The sequence below is a fragment of the Acinetobacter sp. YH1901134 genome (assembly GCF_013416965.1).
Classification (GTDB): Bacteria; Pseudomonadota; Gammaproteobacteria; order Pseudomonadales; family Moraxellaceae; genus Acinetobacter; species Acinetobacter amyesii.
Map to the genome: position 1 here is coordinate 76,231 of NZ_VPEW01000011.1, position 23,747 is coordinate 99,977.

General features: G+C 42.9%; 21 protein-coding genes. 12 read left to right on the plus strand and 9 right to left on the minus strand.

The window, feature by feature from the left end:
• Positions 1-7: 7 nt before the first annotated feature.
• From FTV50_RS12120 to secF, 7 genes are all read left to right on the plus strand, one after another.
• A complete protein-coding gene (locus FTV50_RS12120; RefSeq protein WP_078194176.1) occupies positions 8-1,036 on the plus strand; it encodes a hypothetical protein in 1,029 nt (342 codons plus the stop codon).
• Positions 1,037-1,090: 54 nt separating this feature from the next.
• Positions 1,091-1,657, plus strand: coding sequence for a LemA family protein (locus FTV50_RS12125; RefSeq protein WP_078191268.1), 567 nt, complete (start codon positions 1,091-1,093; stop codon positions 1,655-1,657).
• An 82-nt stretch (positions 1,658-1,739) separates the two neighbouring features.
• Positions 1,740-2,636, plus strand: a complete 897-nt coding sequence (locus FTV50_RS12130; protein ID WP_180024561.1) for a DUF4303 domain-containing protein — start codon at positions 1,740-1,742, stop codon at positions 2,634-2,636.
• Positions 2,637-2,716: 80 nt separating this feature from the next.
• The gene (gene tgt, locus FTV50_RS12135; protein ID WP_078194179.1) at positions 2,717-3,847 is read left to right on the plus strand and encodes a tRNA guanosine(34) transglycosylase Tgt; all 1,131 of its coding nucleotides are present in this window, start codon (positions 2,717-2,719) and stop codon (positions 3,845-3,847) included.
• A 106-nt stretch (positions 3,848-3,953) separates the two neighbouring features.
• Complete coding sequence (gene yajC / locus FTV50_RS12140) at positions 3,954-4,283, plus strand: preprotein translocase subunit YajC (RefSeq protein ID WP_078191271.1); 330 nt, start codon at positions 3,954-3,956, stop codon at positions 4,281-4,283.
• 54 nt (positions 4,284-4,337) lie between these two features.
• Complete coding sequence (gene secD / locus FTV50_RS12145) at positions 4,338-6,236, plus strand: protein translocase subunit SecD (protein ID WP_078194180.1); 1,899 nt, start codon at positions 4,338-4,340, stop codon at positions 6,234-6,236.
• Positions 6,237-6,246: 10 nt separating this feature from the next.
• Positions 6,247-7,209: a protein translocase subunit SecF gene (gene secF / locus FTV50_RS12150; RefSeq protein WP_180024562.1), complete on the plus strand. Its 963-nt coding sequence runs from the start codon at positions 6,247-6,249 to the stop codon at positions 7,207-7,209.
• Between the two features lie 62 nt (positions 7,210-7,271).
• On the opposite strand, the gene FTV50_RS12155 is transcribed toward secF, so the two are convergent.
• The 5 genes from FTV50_RS12155 to cysM all read right to left on the minus strand — a co-directional run bounded on the left by FTV50_RS12155 (position 7,272) and on the right by cysM (position 13,509).
• On the minus strand, positions 7,272-7,922 hold the full coding sequence (locus FTV50_RS12155; RefSeq protein WP_180024563.1) for a hypothetical protein: 651 nt from the start codon (positions 7,920-7,922) through the stop codon (positions 7,272-7,274).
• Positions 7,923-8,002: 80 nt separating this feature from the next.
• Positions 8,003-10,309: a bifunctional (p)ppGpp synthetase/guanosine-3',5'-bis(diphosphate) 3'-pyrophosphohydrolase gene (locus FTV50_RS12160; protein WP_078194183.1), complete on the minus strand. Its 2,307-nt coding sequence runs from the start codon at positions 10,307-10,309 to the stop codon at positions 8,003-8,005.
• Between the two features lie 33 nt (positions 10,310-10,342).
• Positions 10,343-11,731 (minus strand): 23S rRNA (uracil(1939)-C(5))-methyltransferase RlmD, encoded by a 1,389-nt coding sequence (gene rlmD / locus FTV50_RS12165; RefSeq protein WP_180024564.1) that lies wholly within the window; start codon positions 11,729-11,731, stop codon positions 10,343-10,345.
• Positions 11,732-11,737: 6 nt separating this feature from the next.
• Positions 11,738-12,556: a 3'-5' exonuclease gene (locus FTV50_RS12170; RefSeq protein WP_180004601.1), complete on the minus strand. Its 819-nt coding sequence runs from the start codon at positions 12,554-12,556 to the stop codon at positions 11,738-11,740.
• A gap of 32 nt (positions 12,557-12,588) precedes the next feature.
• Positions 12,589-13,509, minus strand: a complete 921-nt coding sequence (cysM, locus tag FTV50_RS12175; protein ID WP_078191278.1) for a cysteine synthase CysM — start codon at positions 13,507-13,509, stop codon at positions 12,589-12,591.
• A 153-nt stretch (positions 13,510-13,662) separates the two neighbouring features.
• Here cysM and FTV50_RS12180 point away from each other — a divergent pair, with 153 nt between their 5' ends.
• The 5 genes from FTV50_RS12180 (at position 13,663) to rsfS (ending at position 19,578) form a co-directional block, all read left to right on the plus strand.
• Complete coding sequence (locus FTV50_RS12180; protein ID WP_180024565.1) at positions 13,663-16,470, plus strand: ATP-binding protein; 2,808 nt, start codon at positions 13,663-13,665, stop codon at positions 16,468-16,470.
• A gap of 111 nt (positions 16,471-16,581) precedes the next feature.
• A complete protein-coding gene (locus FTV50_RS12185) occupies positions 16,582-17,370 on the plus strand; it encodes a crotonase/enoyl-CoA hydratase family protein (protein WP_180009005.1) in 789 nt (262 codons plus the stop codon).
• Positions 17,371-17,402: 32 nt separating this feature from the next.
• The gene (locus tag FTV50_RS12190) at positions 17,403-18,272 is read left to right on the plus strand and encodes an NAD(P)-dependent oxidoreductase (RefSeq protein ID WP_180024566.1); all 870 of its coding nucleotides are present in this window, start codon (positions 17,403-17,405) and stop codon (positions 18,270-18,272) included.
• Positions 18,273-18,314: 42 nt separating this feature from the next.
• Positions 18,315-19,112: a hydroxypyruvate isomerase family protein gene (locus FTV50_RS12195; RefSeq protein ID WP_078191282.1), complete on the plus strand. Its 798-nt coding sequence runs from the start codon at positions 18,315-18,317 to the stop codon at positions 19,110-19,112.
• A 73-nt stretch (positions 19,113-19,185) separates the two neighbouring features.
• Positions 19,186-19,578 carry a ribosome silencing factor gene (gene rsfS / locus FTV50_RS12200; protein ID WP_086178424.1) on the plus strand — a complete coding sequence of 131 codons (393 nt, stop codon included), beginning with the start codon at positions 19,186-19,188 and terminating at the stop codon, positions 19,576-19,578.
• A gap of 92 nt (positions 19,579-19,670) precedes the next feature.
• Here rsfS and FTV50_RS12205 read toward each other — a convergent pair whose 3' ends face one another.
• The 4 genes from FTV50_RS12205 to FTV50_RS12220 form a co-directional block, all read right to left on the minus strand.
• Positions 19,671-20,288: a hypothetical protein gene (locus FTV50_RS12205; RefSeq protein ID WP_180024567.1), complete on the minus strand. Its 618-nt coding sequence runs from the start codon at positions 20,286-20,288 to the stop codon at positions 19,671-19,673.
• A 13-nt stretch (positions 20,289-20,301) separates the two neighbouring features.
• Positions 20,302-21,633 carry an ammonium transporter gene (locus tag FTV50_RS12210; protein WP_180024568.1) on the minus strand — a complete coding sequence of 444 codons (1,332 nt, stop codon included), beginning with the start codon at positions 21,631-21,633 and terminating at the stop codon, positions 20,302-20,304.
• A gap of 332 nt (positions 21,634-21,965) precedes the next feature.
• The gene (locus FTV50_RS12215) at positions 21,966-23,420 is read right to left on the minus strand and encodes an NAD(P)(+) transhydrogenase (Re/Si-specific) subunit beta (protein WP_078191286.1); all 1,455 of its coding nucleotides are present in this window, start codon (positions 23,418-23,420) and stop codon (positions 21,966-21,968) included.
• Between the two features lie 3 nt (positions 23,421-23,423).
• Complete coding sequence (locus tag FTV50_RS12220; RefSeq protein ID WP_078191287.1) at positions 23,424-23,744, minus strand: proton-translocating transhydrogenase family protein; 321 nt, start codon at positions 23,742-23,744, stop codon at positions 23,424-23,426.
• Positions 23,745-23,747: the final 3 nt, after the last annotated feature.

The following is a 23,747-nucleotide window of genomic DNA, read 5'->3' on the forward strand; positions in this document are numbered from 1 at the left end:
CATCCCTATGCCGATAGATTCTGTAAAGCACTCCATCCATATTCGTCGAAAAAAGAATGCTGTGGTTTTTCAGAATATCGCTCGGCTCTGGGATATAGGCCGAAACGCCAAAACACACCAAGAGCTCCTCGATGGACTGCATCCATGGAATGCTCCCATTACACTCAAATTTGAAAATTTACTCCCCCTAGCTTTAGCTGCGTTGGGTATCGGCTTCATGCTGTTCATCGTGATTCAGCCCGATCATGGCTGGGCACAGCTTTGCTTTGCTGCGGGGTTGGCCATGGTGTTCTGGGCTTATATTAGCTATGAAAAAGATGACCCGCTCGAAGATGTTATTGCGTTTTTGGAAACCGAATGCATCGCAAAAAAATACCAATTGGCTTTTAACCGACAGCCTCAATACATTTCGATGCCACTGAATAATCTACAATTTATTGGCAATCTTAAACGTATGTTCCCCGTGTTTAAACAAGGCAGCCTTTCGAATGATATTCAGACCTTCGCGAGCACCGTTTGGGAAGACGAAAATCAGCAACAGCATCAAGTCATGGTCTTTCATTATCACTATGTGAATGAACTGAAAGTACGTGACAAAGACGGTGATGAAGTCACGGTGAAAGAAATTCATAAAGACCTGTGGGGCGTATTTGTTTTTGATATTGGCATCCATGGACTAGCCGTATCTGCAACAGGCAAAAACTTTGGCTATCCCTATAGTTTTCCTTGGCACAGCAGCGACATTCAAACCAATCAAAAATTAAAGTTTTATGGCGAGAACCAAATGGAAATCGCTAAATTGCTCAGCCCGGGCTTTGTCCTTCGACTAGCGGATTTTTTTCAAAACCGTGAAGGTGATCTGCTATTTCATCCGAGCCACCGCATAATGTGCTATCTTGGCTCTACAGATTTATTTAAAGTCAGTAGTAAAGCAAAACGAATTCAAGATGTTTCGGCATTGCGTGGACATCTCAGAACCTTTAAATTAAATGCTTTAGAAAATTTGAAAAACGACTTAACGCAGTTTTTAAAATAGATTTCATACAATAATGTTTTAACTTACGACCTTTTATCTTGAGGATAAAATTTTATGGGGCTTTTGATCTTTGTTTTAATCATCATTGCATTGGTGATTGGTGCAATCATGATTCGCAACAACATTGTCCGACATCACAATGCAACCATTCGTGCATGGTCAGATGTAGCCAGCTATGAACGTCAAAAAATCAAAATTTTAGATGGATTACAGCCACTGGTTGAGCAATATTCGAATTTTGAACAAGGGACTTTGGCAAAAGTCACTGAACTCCGTCAAAACATTATGAATTTGAACGTAAACAGTACCGATGTCAGCCAATTACAGCGTATTGAAGCCTTAAATCAAGATTTAATGCGCAGCCTGAATGTTGTGGTTGAAAACTATCCAGAGCTCAAAGCCAATGATATTTATCTGAAAATGATGAATGAAATTGAAGAACAAAACGAAAATGTCGGTGCGGCGATTACTATTTTTAACCGCAACGTTGAGTTGTTCAACAACCACATTCAAGTGTTTCCTAACAATATTATTAATACGCTATTGCTGAGTAAAAAAGCGGTTCGCCCTTTCCGCGATCAAGCTGCCAGCCAAAATTTTGATTATCGTCCGAACTTTTAAGTTCGGGCTTTAATGCACAAAAGTAAAAAAAAATAATGATGAGGTGATCAAGCACCTCCAAAACTAGAAAGAAAAATAAAATATGCAAAATCAAATTAATGCACTGAAAAATGTGCTGATTCAGGCGTTTTTCAAACTCTATGAGCAGCACCAAGACGACCATATTTACGCATGTACGTTGGTGTTCAATCCCTATTTGTCCATGGACTATATCGCAGTCTCTACGCAGCGTAGTATTTTTGCCGAAGATGAAGATTCTGCTCAATATCTTGCAACGCATGATCGATGGAATGTATCTAAATGGCGCTATCGTAGCCTACCGTCTTTAAGTCAAGACTTGGCGCAGTTTAAACTGACATCTGTAAATGAAGTGGGCCATTTAAACTTTGATTCATCTTCTATAGAAAGTACGATAAAGTCTGAGTCAACTAACCATCTTTCAATCTTGCTCAATGCCCTACAACAAACAAAAATCGACTTGGTTCAGTCCTACGGCATAGAACTGGACAATATTCTGTTTTTTATCACGGTCCCGACACAGCCCGAAATAGGAATTTATTCAGCTCAGGTTTTAAATACTCCAAGCACACAACTTGACGATTTTCTCAAATCCAAGCAACCGCTCAAACTCGACAGCTTACACAAGCGTATGAAGCTGTCTCAGTATGATAAAGACCTGCTGATTGATTTAGCACAAATCGTTGAAATACAACCTTATAACTATTTACATGTAGCCAATGAAGTCTATCTTTTAAGCTTAGAAAAAAGTTATGCAACCACGAATCCCTATATTCAAAAGCTCATTGACAGTATCGTAGCCATGACATCGGACCCGAAAGGCACATTTGCGATGGAAAAAGAAGAAATTTTACAGCGAATTAACCAGTTCTATTTTAATGCCAAGAGTTCAGATGAAACCTTGGCACAAGATGCAATCTATAAATTTACAGACTTAACACCCGACAAAGCTAGCGTTTAACCGCAGAATCAAGGAAAATAGAGCACTTTTAGCACTCTTACCATCAGCGAACTGTTTTTTCGCCTTGATCTGGACCTTGTATGAAGTTTGAAAAATTGGCGCAATCGGGCCGTGCTCGTCGCGGCCGTTTAACCCTTGAACATGGTGTCGTTGAAACACCTATGTTTATGCCTGTCGGTACTTACGGTACTGTAAAAGGCATGCTCCCACGTGACATTAAAGAAATTAAATCCCAAGTTATTTTGGGCAATACCTTCCATTTATATCTACGTCCAGGCCTAGATGTTATTCGTGAACATGGTGGCTTACACCAATTCATGAAATGGAATAACCCGATTTTGACAGATTCAGGCGGTTTCCAAGTCTTCAGCCTTGGCGCTATGCGCAAAATTAAAGAAGAGGGCGTGACTTTCCGCTCTCCGATTGACGGCTCTAAAGTCTTTTTATCTCCTGAAATTTCGATGGATATTCAGCACACACTGAATTCAGACATCGTGATGATTTTTGATGAATGTACGCCTTATCCTGCGACACATGAAGAAGCGCAAAAATCATTGCAGCTTTCATTGCGTTGGGCGAAACGTTGTAAGACTCAACATCATGACGTGCTGAAAAACCGTAATGCACTATTTGGTATTATCCAAGGCGGCATGTATGAAGATTTACGTGATGAATCTTTAAATGGTCTGAAAGAAATTGATTTTGATGGTTATGCCATTGGCGGCTTGTCTGTTGGCGAACCTAAAGAAGAAATGATCAAAGTATTGGATTATCTTCCAGAGAAAATGCCTGCAGATAAACCACGTTACTTGATGGGTGTCGGTAAACCAGAAGATATCGTAGAAGCGGTTCGTCGCGGTGTCGATATGTTTGACTGTGTGATGCCAACTCGAAATGCACGTAATGGTCATTATTTTGTGACCGACGGTTTAGTGCGTATTCGCAATGCCAAATATCGTCATGATCAAAGTCCGCTTGACCCACATTGCGACTGTTATACCTGTACAAATTTCACCAAATCTTATCTCTTCCATCTTGAGAAATGCGGCGAAATGCTCGGTTCGATGCTCGGTACTATTCATAACTTACGTTATTACCTACGTCTAACTGAAGCGATGCGTGATGCTCTCGATCATGGCACTTTTGATGAGTTTGTTGAAGACTTTTATCGTCGTCGCGGCATGGAAGTGCCACCTTGTCCTCAAGATTAATTCTTTCAGTATTTGCGCTGAAGAAAAAGACAAGGTAAATTGCTGAACAAGTCCAATTTATTTATCAAAGTATTGATAACCAGTTTTTTTAGTTTAGGAAAATGAAATGAGCCTTTTTATTTCTACTGCTCACGCGGCAGGTGAAGCTGCACAGCAACCAAGCATGATGGCAAACCTGTTGATGATTGCGGTATTTGTCGCAATCTTCTACTTCTTGATCTGGCGCCCTCAATCAAAACGTGCAAAAGAACATCGTGCACTAATTGAAAGCCTAGGTGTTGGTAGTGAAGTTGTTTTTGCGGGCGGTTTAATGGGTAAAATCACAAAAATCGAAGGTGATTTTGCAGTTGTTGAACTGAACCGTGGCGTAGAAGTAAAAGTACAACGCGCAAGTGTGATTTCAGTTCTGCCTGAAGGCACTCTAAATAACCTTTAATCAAAAAATAAGTCGTGCACCCGCACGGCTTTTTTCATTTTAAGAAGAAAACGAATGCGTTACCCAGCATGGAAATATCTACTGATTCTAGTGGTACTAGTCATCAGTACATTATATGCCCTGCCAAGTTTGTATCCTGATGAACCTGCTGTTCAAATTTCAGGTGCCAAAGCCGGTACCCAGATTGATCAAAGCATCGTACAAAAAGCAGAGCAGATTTTAAAATCTGAAAATATTGCCAGCCATGACAATAGCTTCACCAATAATGCCGCTTTATTACGTGTTGATTCGAGCGAACAACAATTAAAAGCGAAAGAAGCACTACGTCGTGGGCTCGGTGAAAATTATGTCGTCGCACTGAACCTTGCGCCTACTACCCCAGAATGGCTACAAAAAATTGGTGCTAAACCAATGAAGCTGGGTCTGGATTTACGTGGTGGTGTACATTTCCTACTCGAAGTGGATATGGATAAAGCCATTTCACAACGTATGGAAACGTCTGCGGCTGACTTACGTCGCCAACTTCGTGACAATAAATTAAAATTCAATAGCTTATCTTTGAACAACAACACCATTACGATGCAATTTGCAAATAATGATGACCGTTCTGCAGCTATGGATTTCCTTCGTCGTAACGGCAATGAATATACTCAACAAGCGGTTGCAACAACTGAAGGTTCAACACTGCGTTTAAGCTACACAGATACACGTAAACAAGAAATTCAGTCTTATGCTGTCAACCAAAACTTAACGACTTTACGTAATCGTATTAACGAGTTAGGTGTAGCGGAAGCATTGGTACAAACCCAAGGTAGCAACCGTATTGTGGTTGAATTACCGGGTGTACAAGATACTGCTGAAGCAAAACGTGTACTTGGTCGTACTGCAAACCTTGAGTTCCGCTTAGTTTCTGACTTAAATGATCAATATATCGATCCTTACACAGGTCAAGCAAAAGGCTCATTACCGCCAGGTACAGAAGCATTTGCTTATGAATCTTTGGACAGCGGTCGTCAATTATTGCTTAACCGCAACCGTATCTTAACAGGTGAACGTGTACAAAATGCGTCATCAGGCTTTAGCCAAGATACAGGTGGTGCTGAAGTAAATATTACTTTGGATACTGCGGGCGGTAAGTTGATGTCTGAAGCCACTCGTAATGCTGTAGGCAAACGAATGGCTGTTCTGTTCATCGAGAACAAACAAAAAATTAGTTATGTTGCTGATCCTACAACAGGCACACAAACTGAAGTTCGTACACCTTATACCGAATCTGTGGTCATCAATGCGGCAACGATTCAAGCCGTATTGGGTTCTCAGTTCCGTATTACCGGTCTAGATTCACCTCAAGAAGCATCTGAACTTGCATTGATGTTACGTGCAGGTGCTTTGGCAGCGCCAATGTACTTCGTTGAAGAACGTGTGATTGGTCCGAGTCTCGGTCAAGAAAACATCGACAAAGGCGTATTATCAACTCAAATCGGTTTCTTATTGGTTGCGATTTGGATGGTGGTCTTCTTCCGTGTGTTCGGTTTGATTGCCAACTTTGCTCTCGTGGTTAACCTTGCCATGATCTTAACTATCATGTCTTGGATTGGCGCGTCCCTCACCCTTCCGGGTATTGCAGGTATCGTAATTACCATTGGTATGGCGGTCGATGCCAACGTACTGATCTGTGAGCGGATACGAGAGGAAATTAAATGGGGTGCCTCGCCGAAACAGGCGATTGTTGCGGGTTATGATCGTGCGTATAACACCATCTTTGACTCCAACTTAACCACATTCTTGGTTGCTTTCATTCTGTTCGCAATTGGTACAGGCCCAATTAAAGGCTTCGCGGTTACCCTAATGATTGGTATTGTCTGCTCAATGTTCACAGCAATTACTGTGACACGTGCAATCGTACAAATCATTTATGGTAAAAAACGTAACCTGAAGAAGTTGAGCATTTAGGAGATCGAAGATGACTGAAAATACTCAACCGAAACAATACGGCCGTCCGGACAACGAGCGCATTATTCCATTTATGAAGATTGCCAAACCGGCAGCCTTGATATCGATTATTTTAACGCTCGCAAGTATCTTTTTTATTTGCACCAAAGGTCTAAACCTCGGTTTGGACTTTACTGGCGGTGTGGCAGCAGAGTTGAACTATAGTCAACCAGTAAAATCTACCGATGTGAGCTCAGCGCTGACAAAAGCTGGTTTTAAAGATCCTGTAGTACAAACCTTAGGATCTGACCGCGACCTGATGGTTCGTATGCCAGTTCAAAAAGACATTGAAGCTGAAGACTTAACCAAAGCCATTACGACTGCCGCTCAATTGCCGAGCAATAAAGCAGAAGTGCATAAAGTCGATGTGGTGGGTGGTCAAGTCGGTAATGAACTTTACGTGCGTTCTGCGGGTGCTGTAGGTCTTGCCCTACTGCTCATGCTGGTTTATGTCACTATTCGCTTTGAGTTCAAACTTGCGATGGGTGCTGTACTGTCTTTATTCCACGATATCGTGGTGACCATTGGTATCTTTGCCATGATGCAGTGGCCGTTTGACTTAACAGTTTTGGCTGCGCTACTCGCGATTATCGGTTTCTCGCTCAACGATAACATCGTTGTATCTGACCGTATTCGTGAAAACTTCCGTAAGATTCGCGGTGCTGAACCTCTTGAAGTTGTGAACAGTGCTTTGACTGAAACACTTCGCCGTACCATTCACACCTCTATGACACTGTTACTGGTTGTTGTGGCGATGATGGTACTGGGCGGTGATGGTCTGAAATGGTTCTCTGTTGCAATGTTTGTTGGTGTATTTGTGGGTACATATTCATCAATCTACATTGGTACAGCCTTCGCGTTATGGCGTGGCCTGAACCGTCAAGACTTCATTGTACAAGTGAAACCTGAATTTGAAGAAGAAGAGATTCCTTAAGCTTTTCAACTTATAGTTCAGATCAAAACCCATCTTCGGATGGGTTTTTTTATGCGACTACCTTAAATAAATGAGCTAGGCAAAATCGCAATAATAGGATGTAACTTTTTAATATCGGATTGCAGGAATTCTACCTGTCGTTTTTGGTCTAGACTTGCAAATTGCCATGTATCATCTGTTTGCTGTATCACGTTTAAAATTAAATTTAAGCCATTTCGCAAATATACACAGGCTAGATCCGATCTCTCTACCCCTCGCCGTTCATCACAGACCACAAGCCAACCCTCTTGTAATACAGGGGTATAATACGATGCTGTGATGCGAATCAAATACAAGTCTTGAATGTTTTTAAATAATGCTGAATATTGAGATGAATCATTTGAAATCAGTTTTAACGAAAATGCCTGTGTCTCAACTACCTGCATTTCAAAAAGGACTAAGTTTGGTTGCTCTGTAGTACTTTTGGCTTGTTCTATAAATTGAACTTCATGATCCAAACTTCCCTTTATGAGTTCCAATTGTGTCTCTAACTCACGTGCAAATTTCTCTCCAATCTGCCGATGACTATTTAATAATTGGGAAATTAAAGGAACTGATAAGCCAAAATGTTCACACACGGCTTTACCATTTTTAAAAGGGCCTGTTGCCACCCAATGGTCAATCGCTCGTGTTAAATTCTGTCGACGCTTTTCAAAAAGCTCTGAAGGCAGCATAAGCATTCAATTTTATAATTTCTCTCCCCCAATATAATAAAAAACCCGCACGTAGCGGGTTTTTTTATACAGCTTTATTTTTAGCTACCTTGTACCAATCGACGTGCGCTAATAATGCCTGGTTGTTGCTCTAGACGTGCCAACAGTTTCGACAACTGCGCCAAGCCTTTCACTTCAATCAACAGCTTCATATTGGCAATACCATCACTCTCGGAAATGGTATTCACCTGACGAATATTGATTTGGTCTGAGAAAATCACTTGAGTCAGATCTTTAAGCAAACCACGACGGTCATAAGCTTCCACCACGATTTGCACACTTTGACCACGAGTTGGCTGCATTTCCCAATCCGCTTCAACCGCACGTTCAGGCTCTTGCCCAATCATACGGATATAATCCGGACATGCGACCTTATGGATACTTACGCCACGATTCAGGGTGATATAACCTGCAATCGATTCACCATGCACAGGCTGACAACACTGAGCAATGTGTAGTTCTACATTGTCCAAACCATCAATCAAAATACCATGCGCCGAAAGCGTATGACTTGCACGTGGGTTCAAGGTTGGTTTTAACACCAGTTCAGGCTCATCCTGATCGAGGTGCATATGACGGTTAACCTGATTGATTAAGGCATGTAAGCTAATGTCACCACTCACCAAGCCAATCAATATATCTTCACCCAATTTCACATTAAAATGATTGCAGTAATCATTCAAATCGATACTTTTCGGGTGAATCGCCAAACGTGACAATTCTTTATTCAGAATCTCACGTCCCACTTCCAAGTTTTTACTACGGTCTTGCTGACGGAACCAATGACGCAACTTATCACGTGCACGAGCCGTCTTGATATAACCCAGCGAGTTTACCAACCAATCTCGGTTAGGCTCACGATCTTTCTTGGTTAAAATCTCGACCTGTTCCCCAGTTTTTAGGGTATAGGTTAAAGGTACATAACGTTGGTTCACCCGTGCTGCATAGCACTTGTTGCCCACTTCAGTATGCACATGATAGGCAAAGTCAAGCACGGTCGAACCGCGTGGTAATTCTTTGATATCACCATCACGACTGAACACATAGATTTTCTCAAAATCTTCAAACTCTTGGATTTGTTCGAAGTTTTCAGAAGCCTCATCTTCTTTATGGGCGCTAGCATCATTTCGTTCTTGATAATGTTCAAGCACTGCACGTAAAGAATGTAAGCGATGATTAAATGAATAATCTGTGGTTTTAGAGCCTTCTTTATAGTTAAAGTGCGAACACACCCCGAGTTCAGCTTCTTCGTGCATATTATGCGTACGAATTTGCACTTCTAAAGATTTGTTCTCTGCAATCACGGCCGTGTGCAGTGAGCGATAACCATTGGCTTTCGGGTTGGTAATATAATCATCGAACTGATGCGGAATATGACGCCAAATCTGATGAACGATCCCCAGTGTGTGATAACACTCAGGTACATTATCCACCAAAACACGAACCGCTCGAATGTCATAAAGCTGATCAAAGCTCAGGTTCTTACTCTTCATTTTTCGATAAATCGAATAAATGTGTTTCACCCGTCCATTAATCTCGGCCTCAATGCCATGATCTAACAGTTCTTTACGCAACTTTTCTGTCACGAACTGAATATATTGCTCACGCTCTAAACGTTTTTCATTCAGTAAAGAGGCAATTTCTTTATAGCGTTCAGGTGCTAGATAACGGAAAGCAAGATCTTCAAGCTCCCACTTAAGCTGTGCAATCCCTAAACGGTGCGCGAGCGGCGAATAAATGGTTAAAATTTCTCGTGCGACACGCTCTTGTCGCTCTTTGGTTGAGTGCGCCAACTCACGTAATGCATAGGTACGTTCAGAAAGTTTGATTAATACAACACGAACATCTTCGGTCACAGAGATCAGCATTTTATAAATGCCGGTCAAATGTTCACGCTGATTATTATTAAAATGATCTTCTAGACGTTTATTTTGCTCAATCAGGTCAGACAACTTACCCATGGCAAGCGTGCCTTTCACCAAAGCATGCACTTGATCGCCAAATTTGCTTTGGACTTCTTCTAAACTGGTTACGCCTTCACGAACACTTCGATACAGCATGGCTGCTGATAACGTATCTTCATCCGCATACAGATGAGCAAGAATATCCGCCATTTCAATACCGGTATAGAAGGTATTCGAGCGATGGTTGACCGTTGTTTCAAGTTCATTCTGTAAGGTCAGATGTGCAACTTCTTCGAGTTGCTTTAGAGGAGCCCCGTCAAACATGCCACTCACACGCTCTAGCCATTCAGCTAAATCATGCTGTGCTTGCTCGGCATGTTCTACAGTCGTTTCCTGAGACAGCTCATTGAGACGTCCAGGTAATTGTTCACGTACTGTGACCATACCCTACTCCTAGTTTTCTACGCTTCATAACTTTTAATCGTTTATCTGATTTTCTTTTTCGAACAAAGCAATCGATTCGACATGCCCTGTATGGGTAAACATGTCCATGACACCCGCTTTTTTCAAACGGTAGCCTTGTTGTACCAGCATTCCAGCATCGCGTGCTAGTGTTGCAGGATTACATGACACATAAACGATTCTTTTTGCACCAAATTTGGGCACATAACGCATTATTTCTTCTGCACCAGAACGTGGTGGGTCTATCAATAATGCATCAAATCCTTGTTTTGCCCAAGAATGATGCGAAAAATCTTTTGTTAAATCTTGTGAATAAAATTTCAGTTGCGAAAGGCCATTGTTTTGTGCATTTTCTGCACCACGCTGAACCATTTCTTCACTCCCTTCAACTGCAATGACTTGACCCGTTGAACCCACACATTGAGCAAGTGGTAAAGAAAAGTTTCCTAAGCCACAAAACAGATCTAGAACTCGCTCACCTTGTTGTAACTGAAGCAATTCACATGCCAGTTTCACCATTTGCGGATTAATCGTGGAATTCACTTGCGTGAAGTCTTGTGGATTAAAGCCAAATTCCACACCAAAGTCACTTAGACCATAGTGCAGACGCATCGGTGCATCGGGATGATCCACGCGATGTAAGCTGTCTGGCCCTTCAGGTTGTAAGTACAGTTGCCACTCTTTATGTAACGCAAATTTTACTAATTGGTTGACATCTTCCGCGCAAAGTTCCGCCGTATGACGAATCAGGAGAGCAATTTCTTGATCTCCCATGGCCAGTTCTATATGCCCAATATCTGCTTTACCTTGCAAACCTTGTAACAGTTGTTTGAGTGTGGTGATGGAGTCAAACTCACGATCCAACACCATACAACGGTCAATCGAAGTCAGTTTATTTGACTGGCTTTCACGAAAGCCAACCACAAGCTTATCTTTTGCAGGTAGGTAACGCACACCAATACGTGCTTTGCGACGGTAATCTTCACGCAATGAACGTAAAGGAGCTAACCATTGATCAGGTTGTATCCCAGCAAAATGTTGCAAATGTGATTGTAAAACATCTTGTTTTAAACGAATTTGCTCGTCGGGATGAATATGCTGCATGCTACACCCACCACAGACCCCATAATGTGGGCAGGCCGGTTTAACCCGTAGAGCAGACTCTTCACTCAGCAATTCCAGACTATCTGCTTCTTCGAGACGCTTAACGACATTAGTAATACGCGCACGCACCGTTTCACCTGGCAATGCATAACGAATAAATACTTTCTTACCGTGTTTTTCCGCAGGATGATCTGGATGCGTCCCAAAGTGCGCTATGCCTCGCCCCTCATGTGAAAGCGATTCAACCTGAAATGTATAAATGGGTTGTTGGGCTTTTTGGGGTTTGGCTTTGTGTTTCATGCGTACCTAATGTGTGGAAGATGGGAAATCAGATTGGGTGAATTCGGTACGTTGCGAGGTTTGCTGCCATACCGATAAAAAATCAGCGTGTTGCGGCTGAGTTTGTAAATATTGAATCGTGCTTTGAATCAGGTGCTGATGATCATTTAACAATAACTGTCCTTTCAGCAACAGCCAGCGTAAATAAATCAACCATGTATTGAGCACATCACCTTCACAGTAGCTGGTCAGTTCCATCCACTGTTGTTCACGCACATATTCAGGCACATGGTAGCCACCATCACCACGTTTACCGGGGAAACCAAGTAAATGTGCTGCATCGTCGAGCTTTTGAAAATGACGACCATGGAACATGGCCATGACATCCATCAAATCTACATGACGATGATGATAACGATTCTGGTAGTTATTATAGCGCTTTTGCGTATCAATCTCGCCCTGATCGAACAAACTTGGTGCAGATAGTCCGTGATACATGGCACGGAACAAAATCACAGGCAAATCAAACTGTGAACCGTTCCAACTGACCAAGGTCGGATGACGCTTTTCAAAAATAGAAACGAATTTTTTTAAAATTTCAGCTTCGCTATTGTCTTCACGGCTAAATGAAAACAACTTCATGCCCTTTTCATCAATCCATAGTCCAGAGATACAGACAATTTCATGCAAGGCCAAACGCTGAAAATCCGTGCCCGCCTCTTGGCGACGCAGTTTAGTCAGCGCAGCATCTAGATCCACCTCAGGCAGATCCAGTCCATACAAATGCGCACCTGACTTCAAATCTGTCAGTGTTTCGATATCAAAAATTAAAACAGGTAAACGCATAAGTACTCACCAGTGCCGATCGGCCACTGTAATTATTCAGGATCAACAACAGAGAATAGACCAGTAGACAAGTAGCGGTCACCACGGTCACATACGATGCAAACAATCACGGCATCCGGATTTTCTTCAGCCAATTTAACTGAAGCCCATACCGCACCACCCGATGATGTACCTGCACTGATACCTTCTGTACGTGCTAAACGACGAGCCGTTTTTTCCGCTTCAATTTGCGGAATATCCATAATGCGATCAACACGTGAAGGGTCAAAAATCGTAGGAAGATATTCTTGTGGCCAACGGCGAATACCAGCAATATTTGAGCCTTCAGACGGTTGTAAACCGACAATTTGAATATCCGGATTTTGTTCTTTTAAATATTTCGAAATCCCCATAATGGTCCCAGTGGTTCCCATTGAGCTGACGAAATGTGTAATTTTACCGCCTGTTTGTTTCCAAATCTCAGGCCCCGTAGTGAGGTAATGTGCTTCCACATTGTCCGGGTTACCAAACTGGTTTAGGACTAAACCTTTGCCGTCTTTTTCCATTTGAAGGGCAAGATCACGTGCTTCTTCCATGTTTTCAGATTCGATCAGTTCAGCACCGTAGGCACGCATGGCATCTTTACGCTCTTGGCTAGAACTTGCAGGCATGATCAAGGTCATTTTATAGCCACGCATTGCTGCAACCATAGCTAAAGCAATCCCTGTATTTCCGCTCGTCGCTTCAATCAACGTATCACCCGGTTTAATCTGACCACGCTTTTCCGCTTGCATAATCATGTTATATGCAGGGCGATCTTTGACCGAACCCGCTGGGTTATTGCCTTCTAACTTGGCTAATACTGTTGCTTGAGTATGACTTGCCAGACGCTGTAAACGCACTAACGGCGTGTTGCCGACGTAATGGTCTAATAAAAAATCGTCTGCTTGAAAATCAGGGGTTGTATTACTCATTATTCACACCTATATCGAGGTGCGCCTATTGTATGAAAAAATGCCTTTGCCTGCACCCATTTGCCTCGCTTTTTCGCGAAAGTGATTAAAGCGCAATCAGTTTTAAATAATCCATGCTAATATTCGGGGCATAAGGAATAAACTGCTTAAACCATGTCAAATATCAACAAAAAGCTTTTTAAACGCCTACACTTAAATCATGCCTATGGTCAGTTGATTGCACTTATTTTCGTGCCGATCACCATTTTGGCTTGTGTCGGTGCGATGTTGGTAATAACAGAAACCTCCAATGCAGCCAAAGCACAACAAAAACAAATGGCTGTCGCGATTCTGACACGCTATCAACCCACGTCAGAATCTGCGATTGATTTGCTGAATCATTACCCTTGGCAGTTTGATCAAGCTCGTAATGCCATGCAAAGCATGTTGAACGAAAAACATTTGATTCGTGCCGCGATTTTAGATCTCAAAGGCAACAACCGCCTGAGCATTGGCTTTCAAGATCAAGATATTTGGCCTGCTTTAAACAGTAAAGCATCTTTTATTGGACCGATTGCACATCAGGGTAACCATATTTATGCCCTGAAAATTTCAGATTCAACCCAGACCCCAGCATGGTTAAGCATTGAACTGGACAATCAACCGCTGCAAATTGCCCGCTATCGCGTGTTAATCGTGTTGATTGCAACGGGTTTATTGACGCTCTTATTACTTTTGCTGTGTTTGAATTTTTATTCACGTCGTTGGATCGCACCAATGTACGAAATTCGCATGCAGTTACAACGTTTAAATGCCGACACTCTAGATCAGCACATGATCATTAACAGTACTGGAGAACTCCGGTTATTACAGCGTGATATAGCCAATGTGGTTAAACGCTTACATTTCAGTTTCTTAGAGCTACGTGAACATACCGAACAAACGGAAGATGACTTAAGACGCACGCTTGATACTTTAGAAGTGCAAAATATTACCTACCGTCAAGCACGTGACCAAGCAATTCAAGCCAACCAATCAAAATCGGTGTTTTTGGCCAATATTTCCCATGAACTGCGCACACCGCTGAACAGTATTGATGGCTTTATTCATCTTTTACTGCGCCAAGGCAACCTCAGTAATGAACAAAATTTATATCTACAAACGATTCGTAAATCTTCTGCGCATTTATTGGCTTTAATTAATGACGTGCTTGATTTCTCGAAAATCGATGCAGGCAAACTAGAACTCGAAACTGCGCAATTCGACTTAGAAGAAGCCGTCTTTGATGTGATGGATATGTTGTCCCCATTGGCAGCACAAAAACACATCGATATGACCTTCTACTATGCTGACAATGTGCCAAAATTTGTGGTTGGTGATGTCCTACGCTTCAAGCAAATTTTGACCAACTTAATCTCAAATGCAATTAAATTCACTCCAGATGGTGAAATTATTGTCCGTGTCCGTATGGAGCACGATGACATCGGTCAATGTCTGCTGCACTTTAGTGTCCAAGACAGTGGAATTGGCTTAAGCGGTACCGACCGTAAGAAACTGTTTGAATCCTTTTCGCAAGGTGATGCATCTGTGACCCGCCAATTTGGTGGTACAGGTTTAGGCCTTGCCATCTCCAAACAATTGGTCAGCCTGATGCATGGACAAATTGGTTTTGAAGATAACCAAGAACGTGCCCCAACGGAAAAAGGTTCAACCTTCTGGTTTACTGCGCGCTTTGTAGTCGATGAAGAAATTGAAATTGTGCATCCACAATTTAGCAATCTCCAAGTCGTTTCCTACTTGGCACATCCAGCAACTGCCAATGTCCTACGTCATTATTTAGAAAATTATGATGTTGAACATATTGAAACGCAGTCAATCCTAGATTTATTTAGTCGCCTCAATCAGTTGCAAACCAATGAAAATACTTGGTTGATCGTCGATCATAGCGGCGACTCTGAAGCCTTACTCAAAGAAATTCGTCATCGTTATAGCGGTAACTTAGCGGTTTATGGCTACCAAATGATGCTCGATCCAAACATGTTGAACGAGTACCGTGCCCGTCCATTGCATCAACCACTCAGCCGTACAGCGCTGATTCAGTTGTTGAGTAATGAGCCGTGGTTTGATCAAGAGCAACATGAAGAATTTAATGGTCAAGGTCTGCATATTTTGGCAGTCGACGATCATTTACCAAACCTGATTGTGCTTGAAGCCCTGCTCTCTGAGTTAAATGTTAAAACCACTAAGGCTTTGAGTGGACAAGAAGCCATTGAAATCATTCAGGCTCGCCAAGAGCAAGGTTTGGCAGCTTTTGACCTCATCTTTATGGATATTCAAATGCCAGTGATGTCAGGTGTCGATACCACGCGTGCCATTCGTTCACTTGAGTCGACTTTTGAAAATCATAAGCGCCTTCCAATTATCGCTTTGACGGCACATGCGCTCTCTGATGAAAAACAAAAGCTTCTGCAAAGTGGTATGGATGACTATGTCACCAAGCCCATTCAAATGGATCAAATTATTCAAATCTTGACCCAATGGACTACCGATAACTTTAAGAAAGTGCCGGTTTTAGAGCGCAGTTCAGTGATTGAAGCCCTAGAGCCGAGCATTTTAGATTGGCAACAAAGCTTGCAGTTGGCCGCGAATAAAGAAGACCTTGCAGTCGATTTACTGAAAATGCTCGTCGATAGCTTTGAGCAAGAAATCCATGAAATGGCACAGCTCATCGAAGATGAAGATTTTCCACAATTAGAGCATGTGCTACATCGGCTTTATGGCGCAACCCGCTATGTGGGCGCTCCGACCCTCCAAGAGGTTTCAGGTCAATTTGAGCAATTTGTATCGACCTTACGTAAGGAACGCCGTAAAGCGGATGACGCATTTGTTCAAGAAACCCTGAACCGTTTTGATGAGTTAAAAAATGTCATGGCGCAAGTTGAACACGCAGCTCAACAAATCTTAGCCAAACAAAATAATTAAGCGCAGTCCGACTAAAGTCAGTGCCGTCCAGCTTCTGTTGTGACTGCACTGTCATGTATCCTGTCAGGGTGCATGCTATGCTCGGGCGCAGAAACAACGAGAGTAATTACCATGGCTTTATTACGTGTAGAAAAAAATAATGGCATTGCAACGGTTTACTTAAACCGTCCAGAAAAACGTAATGCAATGAGCTTTGCATTGCTCAAAGAATTGGTCAGCACCGCTGAAAAATTAAAAAAAGATCGTAGCTTACGCTGTGTCATTTTAACGGGTGAAGCCAATGTATTTAGTGCTGGCATTGATTTGGCTGACCTGAATGATCCGAAAAATCGTGCCTATGCTGCGTGGGAACTGTTAAAGCCCGGTCAAAGTTTATTTCAAAAAGCCTTCCTGATTTGGCAGCAGCTTCCTGTGCCGGTGATTGCCGCACTTGAAGGCTTTTGCTTTGGTGCAGGCATGCAACTTGCCTTGGCTGCCGATATCCGTATTGCCCACCCGAAAACGCAAATGTCGATTATGGAAAGTCGTTGGGGCTTAGTACCCGACATGGGCTTAACTCGCTCACTTAAAGGTGTGATTGGACTGGATTTAGCCAAGGAATTAACCTTAACAGCACGTATTTTTGACGCAGAATATGCCAAGGAAATTGGCTTAGTGACGCATTTAAATGAACAGCCTTTGCTTCAAGCGCAGCAGTTAGCTGAAGAATTATCACAACGTTCACCAGATGCCTTGGCAGCGGCAAAACAAGTACTAGATGCCATGGAACATAGTCCAAAACGTTCTTTACGCTTAGAAAAAATCTGGCAATTAAAATTACTGCTCGGCAAAAACAGCCAATTGGCACGTAAAAAAGACAAGAACCCAGAGGTTCAGTTTTTACCACGCCAATATAAGTAAAATAGTCACACAGGATAGATTGAGTACAGCACATGGCGTTTGATCGTAATACAAAAATTGCATTTCTAGGTATGGGGCTGATGGGTAGCCGCATGGCCACGCGCCTCATTCAGGCAGGATTTGAAGTTGCGGTATGGAACAGAACTGCCGCTGCGTGTGATGAGTTGATTGCGATTGGCGCGACAGCGCTTCAATTGGACAAGATTGCCCATTATCCTGTGGTTTTATCTTGTCTCGCAGATGATGCTGCTGTTGCCGCGGTGTATGCAAGCATCGAAAATCATTTAGCGGCAGGACAAATTATTGTCGACTTCTCGAGTCTTTCTGTGAATCAAACCCATCAATTGGCTCATGCTGCAAAATTAAAACAAGTCACTTGGATTGACTCGCCTGTTTCGGGGGGCACAGCAGGCGCTGAGCAAGGCACTTTGGTGATCTTTGCCGGTGGTGATGCTCAAACGATTCAAGATTTGAGTCTGATTTACAATGTTTTATCTCAACGTGTTACCCGCATGGGCGACTCAGGTACAGGTCAAGCCACCAAAATTTGTAATCAGCTGATCGTCGCTGCCAATAGCACGTTAATCGCAGAAGCTGTCGCATTGGCCGAGAAATCAGGTGTAGACACCACGTTATTGGCACCAGCGCTTGCCGGTGGATTTGCAGATTCAAAGCCTTTTCAGATTTTAACCCCACGTATGGCAACGCATCAGTTCGAACCCGTGCAATGGAAAGTTCAAACTTTATCTAAAGACCTGAATAATGCAGTCCAACTGGCTGCCCAGTTTGAATTAAGCATCCCTGTTGCCAGCCTAGCTTTATCGCAACTCAAAGCCCATCAGGACAATGGTTTTGCAGAAAAAGATTTAGCCACCATCATTCAACATGTCGAACAAAACTAACGACTTTCACTTTAGAAGTAAATTGCTTCAAGGACGATATACATGACTCAGCTCGCGGTTAATTTATCCATGATTTTTACCGAAGTGCCGTTGTTAGAGCGTTTTGCTTTGGCTCGTGAACACGGTTTTAAGCATGTAGAAATTCAGTTTCCGTATGAGCTGAGTATTGAGCAGATCCAAACCCAACTCACCATTAATGATTTAAGCCTGTGTTTAATCAATGTCCCTGCGGGTGATTTGATGCAAGGCGGTGATGGTCTTGCGGGAGTTCCGGGGCGTGAAAATCAATTTCATCAGGCCTTAGAACAATGCATTCGCTATGCCACTGCGTTAAATGTACCGAGTGTCAATATTTTAGCCGGCAAACAGCCACAAGATGCTGACTTGCTCCCATGTTTAAATACCTTGTCGAGCAACCTCAAACTGGCGTGCCACATGTTGTCTGAACATCATATTCAACCGGTATTTGAAATGATTAATGGCACTGATATGCCGCGCTTTTTGGTCCAAAATATTGCCCAAGCTCAGGAAATGCTTGAAGCTGTACAACACTCTACTTTGAAGATGCAATATGACTGCTACCACATGGCGATGATGGGTGAAGATATTCTCAGTACTTTGGCAGAAAATATTCAGGATATCGGTCACATACAGTTTGCTGACTGTCCGGGGCGACATGAACCTGACTCAGCGCAGATTCCATTTGCTGAGATTTTTAAATGGTTAGATCAAAGCCAATATACAGGTTACATCGCGGCTGAATACCGACCACGAAGCAACTCATCACATTCTTTTGCGTGGAAAGACAAATACTTCCCTCATTTAGCCAATGGTCAATGACGTGTTGATTTGAAATTCATCAACAAAACCGCTATATTAGAACATGTAAAATTGTCAGGAAATCATACCCTCTATGAATTTAGAACCATCGCCCAGCGCTTCTAATTCTCACGATCTCGCAAATATCAAAGATGTACAAGCTTGTTTAGCTGTTGTACGTGAAGCACTTGAAGATGTAAAAGCCAAAGATATTGTTGAACTTGATATCAAAGCAATCAGCAATGTCGCAGATGCGATTGTAATTGCGAGCGGTACTTCAACTCGTCACATTAAGTCTCTTGCAGACAACGTGGCAGAAGAAGCACGTAAAGCTGGATTCCGCCCGATTGGCGTTGAAGGTGAACGTGATGCAGAATGGATCCTGATTGATCTCGGTTTTGTAGTGGTACATGTGATGTTACCTACAGCACGTAAATTCTATGATCTAGAAAGCTTATGGCGTACAGCTCCAGAAACTGTAGCTTAAGCTTCCAGAAAAAAGCGACCTAAATAGGTCGTTTTTTTTATCCCTTGATTTCATACACGGACAATCAGCTTCATGGTGTTTTACCCCCTACACTAAAGCAGTTGGTGTAAATCCACCTCAGGATAGTTGGCTTTAATTTTCAGCTTGGTTTGTGCATAAACTTGGTCCGCACGCATCGGTCCATAAAAGTCACAATACACTTCATAGATGCTCGTTAAAACTTTGGCATAACTGGTCAAGGGCAAAAACTCGACAAAACTCGCTGAATTAATTTGTGCATTTGCCGCAATTGCCAGCCCGATTTCTTCTAATTGCTCAATCACATCTTGGGTGAAATCAGCCTGATCTGTAGATTTCACCGTCAGCATGACTGACTCGATAAAGCCTAAAAAAGCTTCGCTAATGGTCTCTGCAATGAGCTCGTCTTTTTGCTCCTGCTCCTGCGGTTTTTCAACCCTTAACAGTTCCTGCTTTTCTAAGGTAGATAACTCATACAAGACTTGCTTCAGCATATCTTTACGATAAAAGCGAAGCTCCTCTGTGGTACAGATATCATTTAAGAAGCGATTCAAGACAAATGACGGTTTCATGCTGTACTGCTGCTCCCAGTGCCGTAGCGCACTGTCGAGTAACGTCCCATGAATAAATTGTTGTAAGCCTTTTTCTAAAGCTTCGCGGCGTTGTGCCAAATTCAACAGTTCGGTGCTCATTGCTTTACTCCTGTTAATGACGTTTGGTCATATCATCCGTTTCAAAAGTCACATCTTTTTGAAACTCGGGATAAGACAATTCAGCATGTTCGGTATAGTCCAAACCCCGTTGTTCATGTTGCTTACTCACACGTAAGCCACCCAACAATTTGTCCAAGACCTTAAATACAATGAACGCAACGCCAAAGCCCCATAAAAAGGCTGTAATCACTCCAAGCCCTTGTATCGCGATGACATCGCCATTAAACATGTTATTTTCAAGGAATATCCCTGCCGCCAATGTTCCCCATGCGCCACAGAAACCATGTACCGTCACCGCATCCACTACATCATCCTGTTTCATTTTTTCCATGAGCATTGGCAGGAAGGTCACCATAACACCTGCACATAAACCGGTGATGACCGCATACAGTGGAGACATCGTTGCACAGCCTGCCGTAATGGCAACTAGTCCACCCAGTGAGGCATTGATCGTGCTGCGGATCAAAATGGCTTTAGATCGGATGAGGCAGAGCAACATGTATGCAACCGCTGCCGCACACGCAGCAAGATGCGTATTTAAAGCAATACGCCCTACGCTGACATTGGCATTAATGGTCGAGCCTGCATTAAAACCAAACCATGCTAACCATAAAATAAAACCACCTAATGCCACTAAAGGTAAGTTATGCCCCGGTAAATAATGGCTTTGCCCATTGTGTCCAAATCGCCCCAAACGTGGGCCCAGTACGATGATGCCAGCTAAAGCCACCCAGCCGCCCATAGAATGCACCACGGTCGAACCTGCAAAGTCGATAAACCCGAGTGCTTTTAACCAACCGTCTCCGCCAAATAAACTGCCCCATGCCCAACTACCAAAGACAGGATAAATCAGACCTGACACAACGGCCGCACTCACCACATAAGCCACAAAATGAATCCGCTCTGCCATGGCACCACTGGCAATGGTGGTTGCAGTTGCAGCAAACATCATTTGGAAAAATAGAAGGTTCCAGTGCCAATCATCCAGTTGATCGGGTGCAAAATGACTTAAGCCAAACCAGCCCGTGGTATTGACCCCAAACATCAGACCAAAACCCACCAGCCAAAACACCAGACCACCCAAGCAGGCATCCATGTAGTTTTTCATGAGTACGTTCACGGTATTTTTACTGCGAACTGAACCACTTTCGATCATGGCAAATCCGGCTTGCGTAAAGAACACCAAGATACCGCCCAGTACCACCCAAATACTGTCGAGCGAAATACGAATTTCTTGAATATTATTGGCGATTTGCGGGTCAACTGCCCATGCAGTCGATGTCAGGACACTCAGAAACAGTGCCATCAAGTATGTTTTTTTCATGATTATTCCCCCAAGAATAACCATGCTGTGCAAAAAGAATACCAAATTTCAGACAATTAATTATTTTTCAATGCATTGCGTCACAAAATAAGTTCGCAACGATGTTCTGAATCGCTGAGATCAAATCTAATGAAACAAAACAGCGTATCAATCTGCACCTTTGTTTCAAAACACGCATCAATTTGATTCAAGCACCTGATGCGCTAAATATTTGTGCACTTTTAGTGTGAAGCATCAATTAATCAAAAGCGAAGAAAATAAAAAACCACCCGAAGGTGGTTTTTTATTTTCCTCATTCCCGCTTTATCACAGCGGGACTTTGGCAATATGGATTAATGACCACCGCCATTAATGGCTTTTGTCATATCTTCCACAACTTTCTTCGCATCACCGAAGATCATCATCGTTTTATCGTTATAGAACAAGTCATTATCTAGACCTGCGTAGCCTGTAGCCATAGAGCGTTTGATGACCATAATGGTACGTGCTTTATGCGCTTCAAGAATTGGCATACCGTAAATTGGAGAACTTGGATCGTCTTTTGCCGCTGGGTTCACCACGTCGTTCGCACCAATCACCAGTACTACATCTGTTGCAGGGAAGTCTGAGTTGATCTCATCCATTTCAAGAATGTCTTCATATGCAACGTCAGCTTCAGCTAAAAGTACGTTCATGTGACCCGGCATACGACCTGCCACAGGGTGAATCGCAAAACGAACTTTTACACCTTGCTCTTTTAAGATTTCACATAATTCTTTCACGGCATTTTGTGCACGACCTTGCGCCATACCATAACCCGGTACGATCACCACGCTATCCGCATTTGACATCAAGAAGCCAGCATCGTCTGCAGAACCTGAACGGTGATTACGCTGTGCTTTTTCACCATTATCCGCTGCAGCTACTGCTGTACCACCCATTGCACCACCAAACAGAACGTTGATGATTGAACGGTTCATGGCTTTACACATGATGTAAGACAGAATTGCACCCGATGAACCAACCAGTGAACCTGCAACAATCAGCATGTTGTTTTCAAGCGTGAAACCAATCCCTGCTGCTGCCCAACCTGAGAACGAGTTTAGTAACGATACCACCACTGGCATATCACCACCGCCTACTGGCGCAATCCATACCCAACCAAATGCAAGTGCAAGAACAGTCATTGCCCAGAAAGCATTCATGTTGCCTGTGGTAAAGAAGTAGATACCACACGCCAACATCGCAAGGAAAATTAAGGCTTGAACCGGTTTTACCCATCCACCTGAAATGGTTTTTGCCCATTTCTTCGCAGCCAATTTACCGTAAGCAAATACCGACGCTGTGAAGGTAATCGCACCAACGAAACAGCCTACAAACAATTCAAATAAATGAACTTTGCTCATGTGGGCATGTTCTACACCCGCTGCTGTTAATACCGCTTCATTCTCCGCGAATGCCGCAGTCAATTGGTTGTTGTGTAGAATCGCAGCGATCGCAATCAGTACCGCAGCCAAACCGACCAATGAGTGCATCAGTGCCACAGTCTCAGGCATTTGAGTCATCGGAACTGTTTTTGCACGTGCAATACCAACGACTGCACCCAACACCATTGCACCCACAATCATCCAAATCACGGGATGATCTGCAACAAAGAATGTGGTGATTACAGCAATCGCCATTGCGATCATACCGTAACGGTTACCCTGAATCGCAGTTTTTGGACCAGACAAACCGCGCAACGTTAAGATAAAAAGAACGGCACCAATCAGGTAGAACCAATCCGCATATTCTTTAATGAATTCCATGGATTAACCCTCTTTTTTCTTTTGCTTAGGTTTGAACATTTCAAGCATACGTGCAGTCACCGCAAAGCCACCAAAAATGTTGATACTTGCAAGGAAAACGGCAATCGCACCTAAAATACTCACCACGTTAATGCTTTGGAACTGTACGCTTGCATCCACAATACCTGGGATACCAACGGTTTGAATCATCGCACCAACGATAATGATCGATGACAAAGCATTGGTTACAGCCATTAATGGTGTGTGTAGCGCAGGTGTTACCCCCCAAACCACGTAGTAACCAACAAAGATTGCCAAGACAAAAATAGTAATCGTTTCAACCATGAT

Bases quoted from the DNA above. Each gene is read 5' to 3' on its own strand.
- FTV50_RS12120 (WP_078194176.1), top strand. From the start codon at position 8: ATGCCGATAGATTCTGTAAAGCACTCCATCCATATTCGTCGAAAAAAG.
- FTV50_RS12125 (WP_078191268.1), top strand. From the start codon at position 1,091: ATGGGGCTTTTGATCTTTGTTTTAATCATCATTGCATTGGTGATTGGT.
- FTV50_RS12130 (WP_180024561.1), top strand. From the start codon at position 1,740: ATGCAAAATCAAATTAATGCACTGAAAAATGTGCTGATTCAGGCGTTT.
- tgt (WP_078194179.1), top strand. From the start codon at position 2,717: ATGAAGTTTGAAAAATTGGCGCAATCGGGCCGTGCTCGTCGCGGCCGT.
- yajC (WP_078191271.1), top strand. From the start codon at position 3,954: ATGAGCCTTTTTATTTCTACTGCTCACGCGGCAGGTGAAGCTGCACAG.
- secD (WP_078194180.1), top strand. From the start codon at position 4,338: ATGCGTTACCCAGCATGGAAATATCTACTGATTCTAGTGGTACTAGTC.
- secF (WP_180024562.1), top strand. From the start codon at position 6,247: ATGACTGAAAATACTCAACCGAAACAATACGGCCGTCCGGACAACGAG.
- FTV50_RS12155 (WP_180024563.1), bottom strand. From the start codon at position 7,922: ATGCTGCCTTCAGAGCTTTTTGAAAAGCGTCGACAGAATTTAACACGA.
- FTV50_RS12160 (WP_078194183.1), bottom strand. From the start codon at position 10,309: ATGGTCACAGTACGTGAACAATTACCTGGACGTCTCAATGAGCTGTCT.
- rlmD (WP_180024564.1), bottom strand. From the start codon at position 11,731: ATGAAACACAAAGCCAAACCCCAAAAAGCCCAACAACCCATTTATACA.
- FTV50_RS12170 (WP_180004601.1), bottom strand. From the start codon at position 12,556: ATGCGTTTACCTGTTTTAATTTTTGATATCGAAACACTGACAGATTTG.
- cysM (WP_078191278.1), bottom strand. From the start codon at position 13,509: ATGAGTAATACAACCCCTGATTTTCAAGCAGACGATTTTTTATTAGAC.
- FTV50_RS12180 (WP_180024565.1), top strand. From the start codon at position 13,663: ATGTCAAATATCAACAAAAAGCTTTTTAAACGCCTACACTTAAATCAT.
- FTV50_RS12185 (WP_180009005.1), top strand. From the start codon at position 16,582: ATGGCTTTATTACGTGTAGAAAAAAATAATGGCATTGCAACGGTTTAC.
- FTV50_RS12190 (WP_180024566.1), top strand. From the start codon at position 17,403: ATGGCGTTTGATCGTAATACAAAAATTGCATTTCTAGGTATGGGGCTG.
- FTV50_RS12195 (WP_078191282.1), top strand. From the start codon at position 18,315: ATGACTCAGCTCGCGGTTAATTTATCCATGATTTTTACCGAAGTGCCG.
- rsfS (WP_086178424.1), top strand. From the start codon at position 19,186: ATGAATTTAGAACCATCGCCCAGCGCTTCTAATTCTCACGATCTCGCA.
- FTV50_RS12205 (WP_180024567.1), bottom strand. From the start codon at position 20,288: ATGAGCACCGAACTGTTGAATTTGGCACAACGCCGCGAAGCTTTAGAA.
- FTV50_RS12210 (WP_180024568.1), bottom strand. From the start codon at position 21,633: ATGAAAAAAACATACTTGATGGCACTGTTTCTGAGTGTCCTGACATCG.
- FTV50_RS12215 (WP_078191286.1), bottom strand. From the start codon at position 23,420: ATGGAATTCATTAAAGAATATGCGGATTGGTTCTACCTGATTGGTGCC.
- FTV50_RS12220 (WP_078191287.1), bottom strand. From the start codon at position 23,744: ATGGTTGAAACGATTACTATTTTTGTCTTGGCAATCTTTGTTGGTTAC.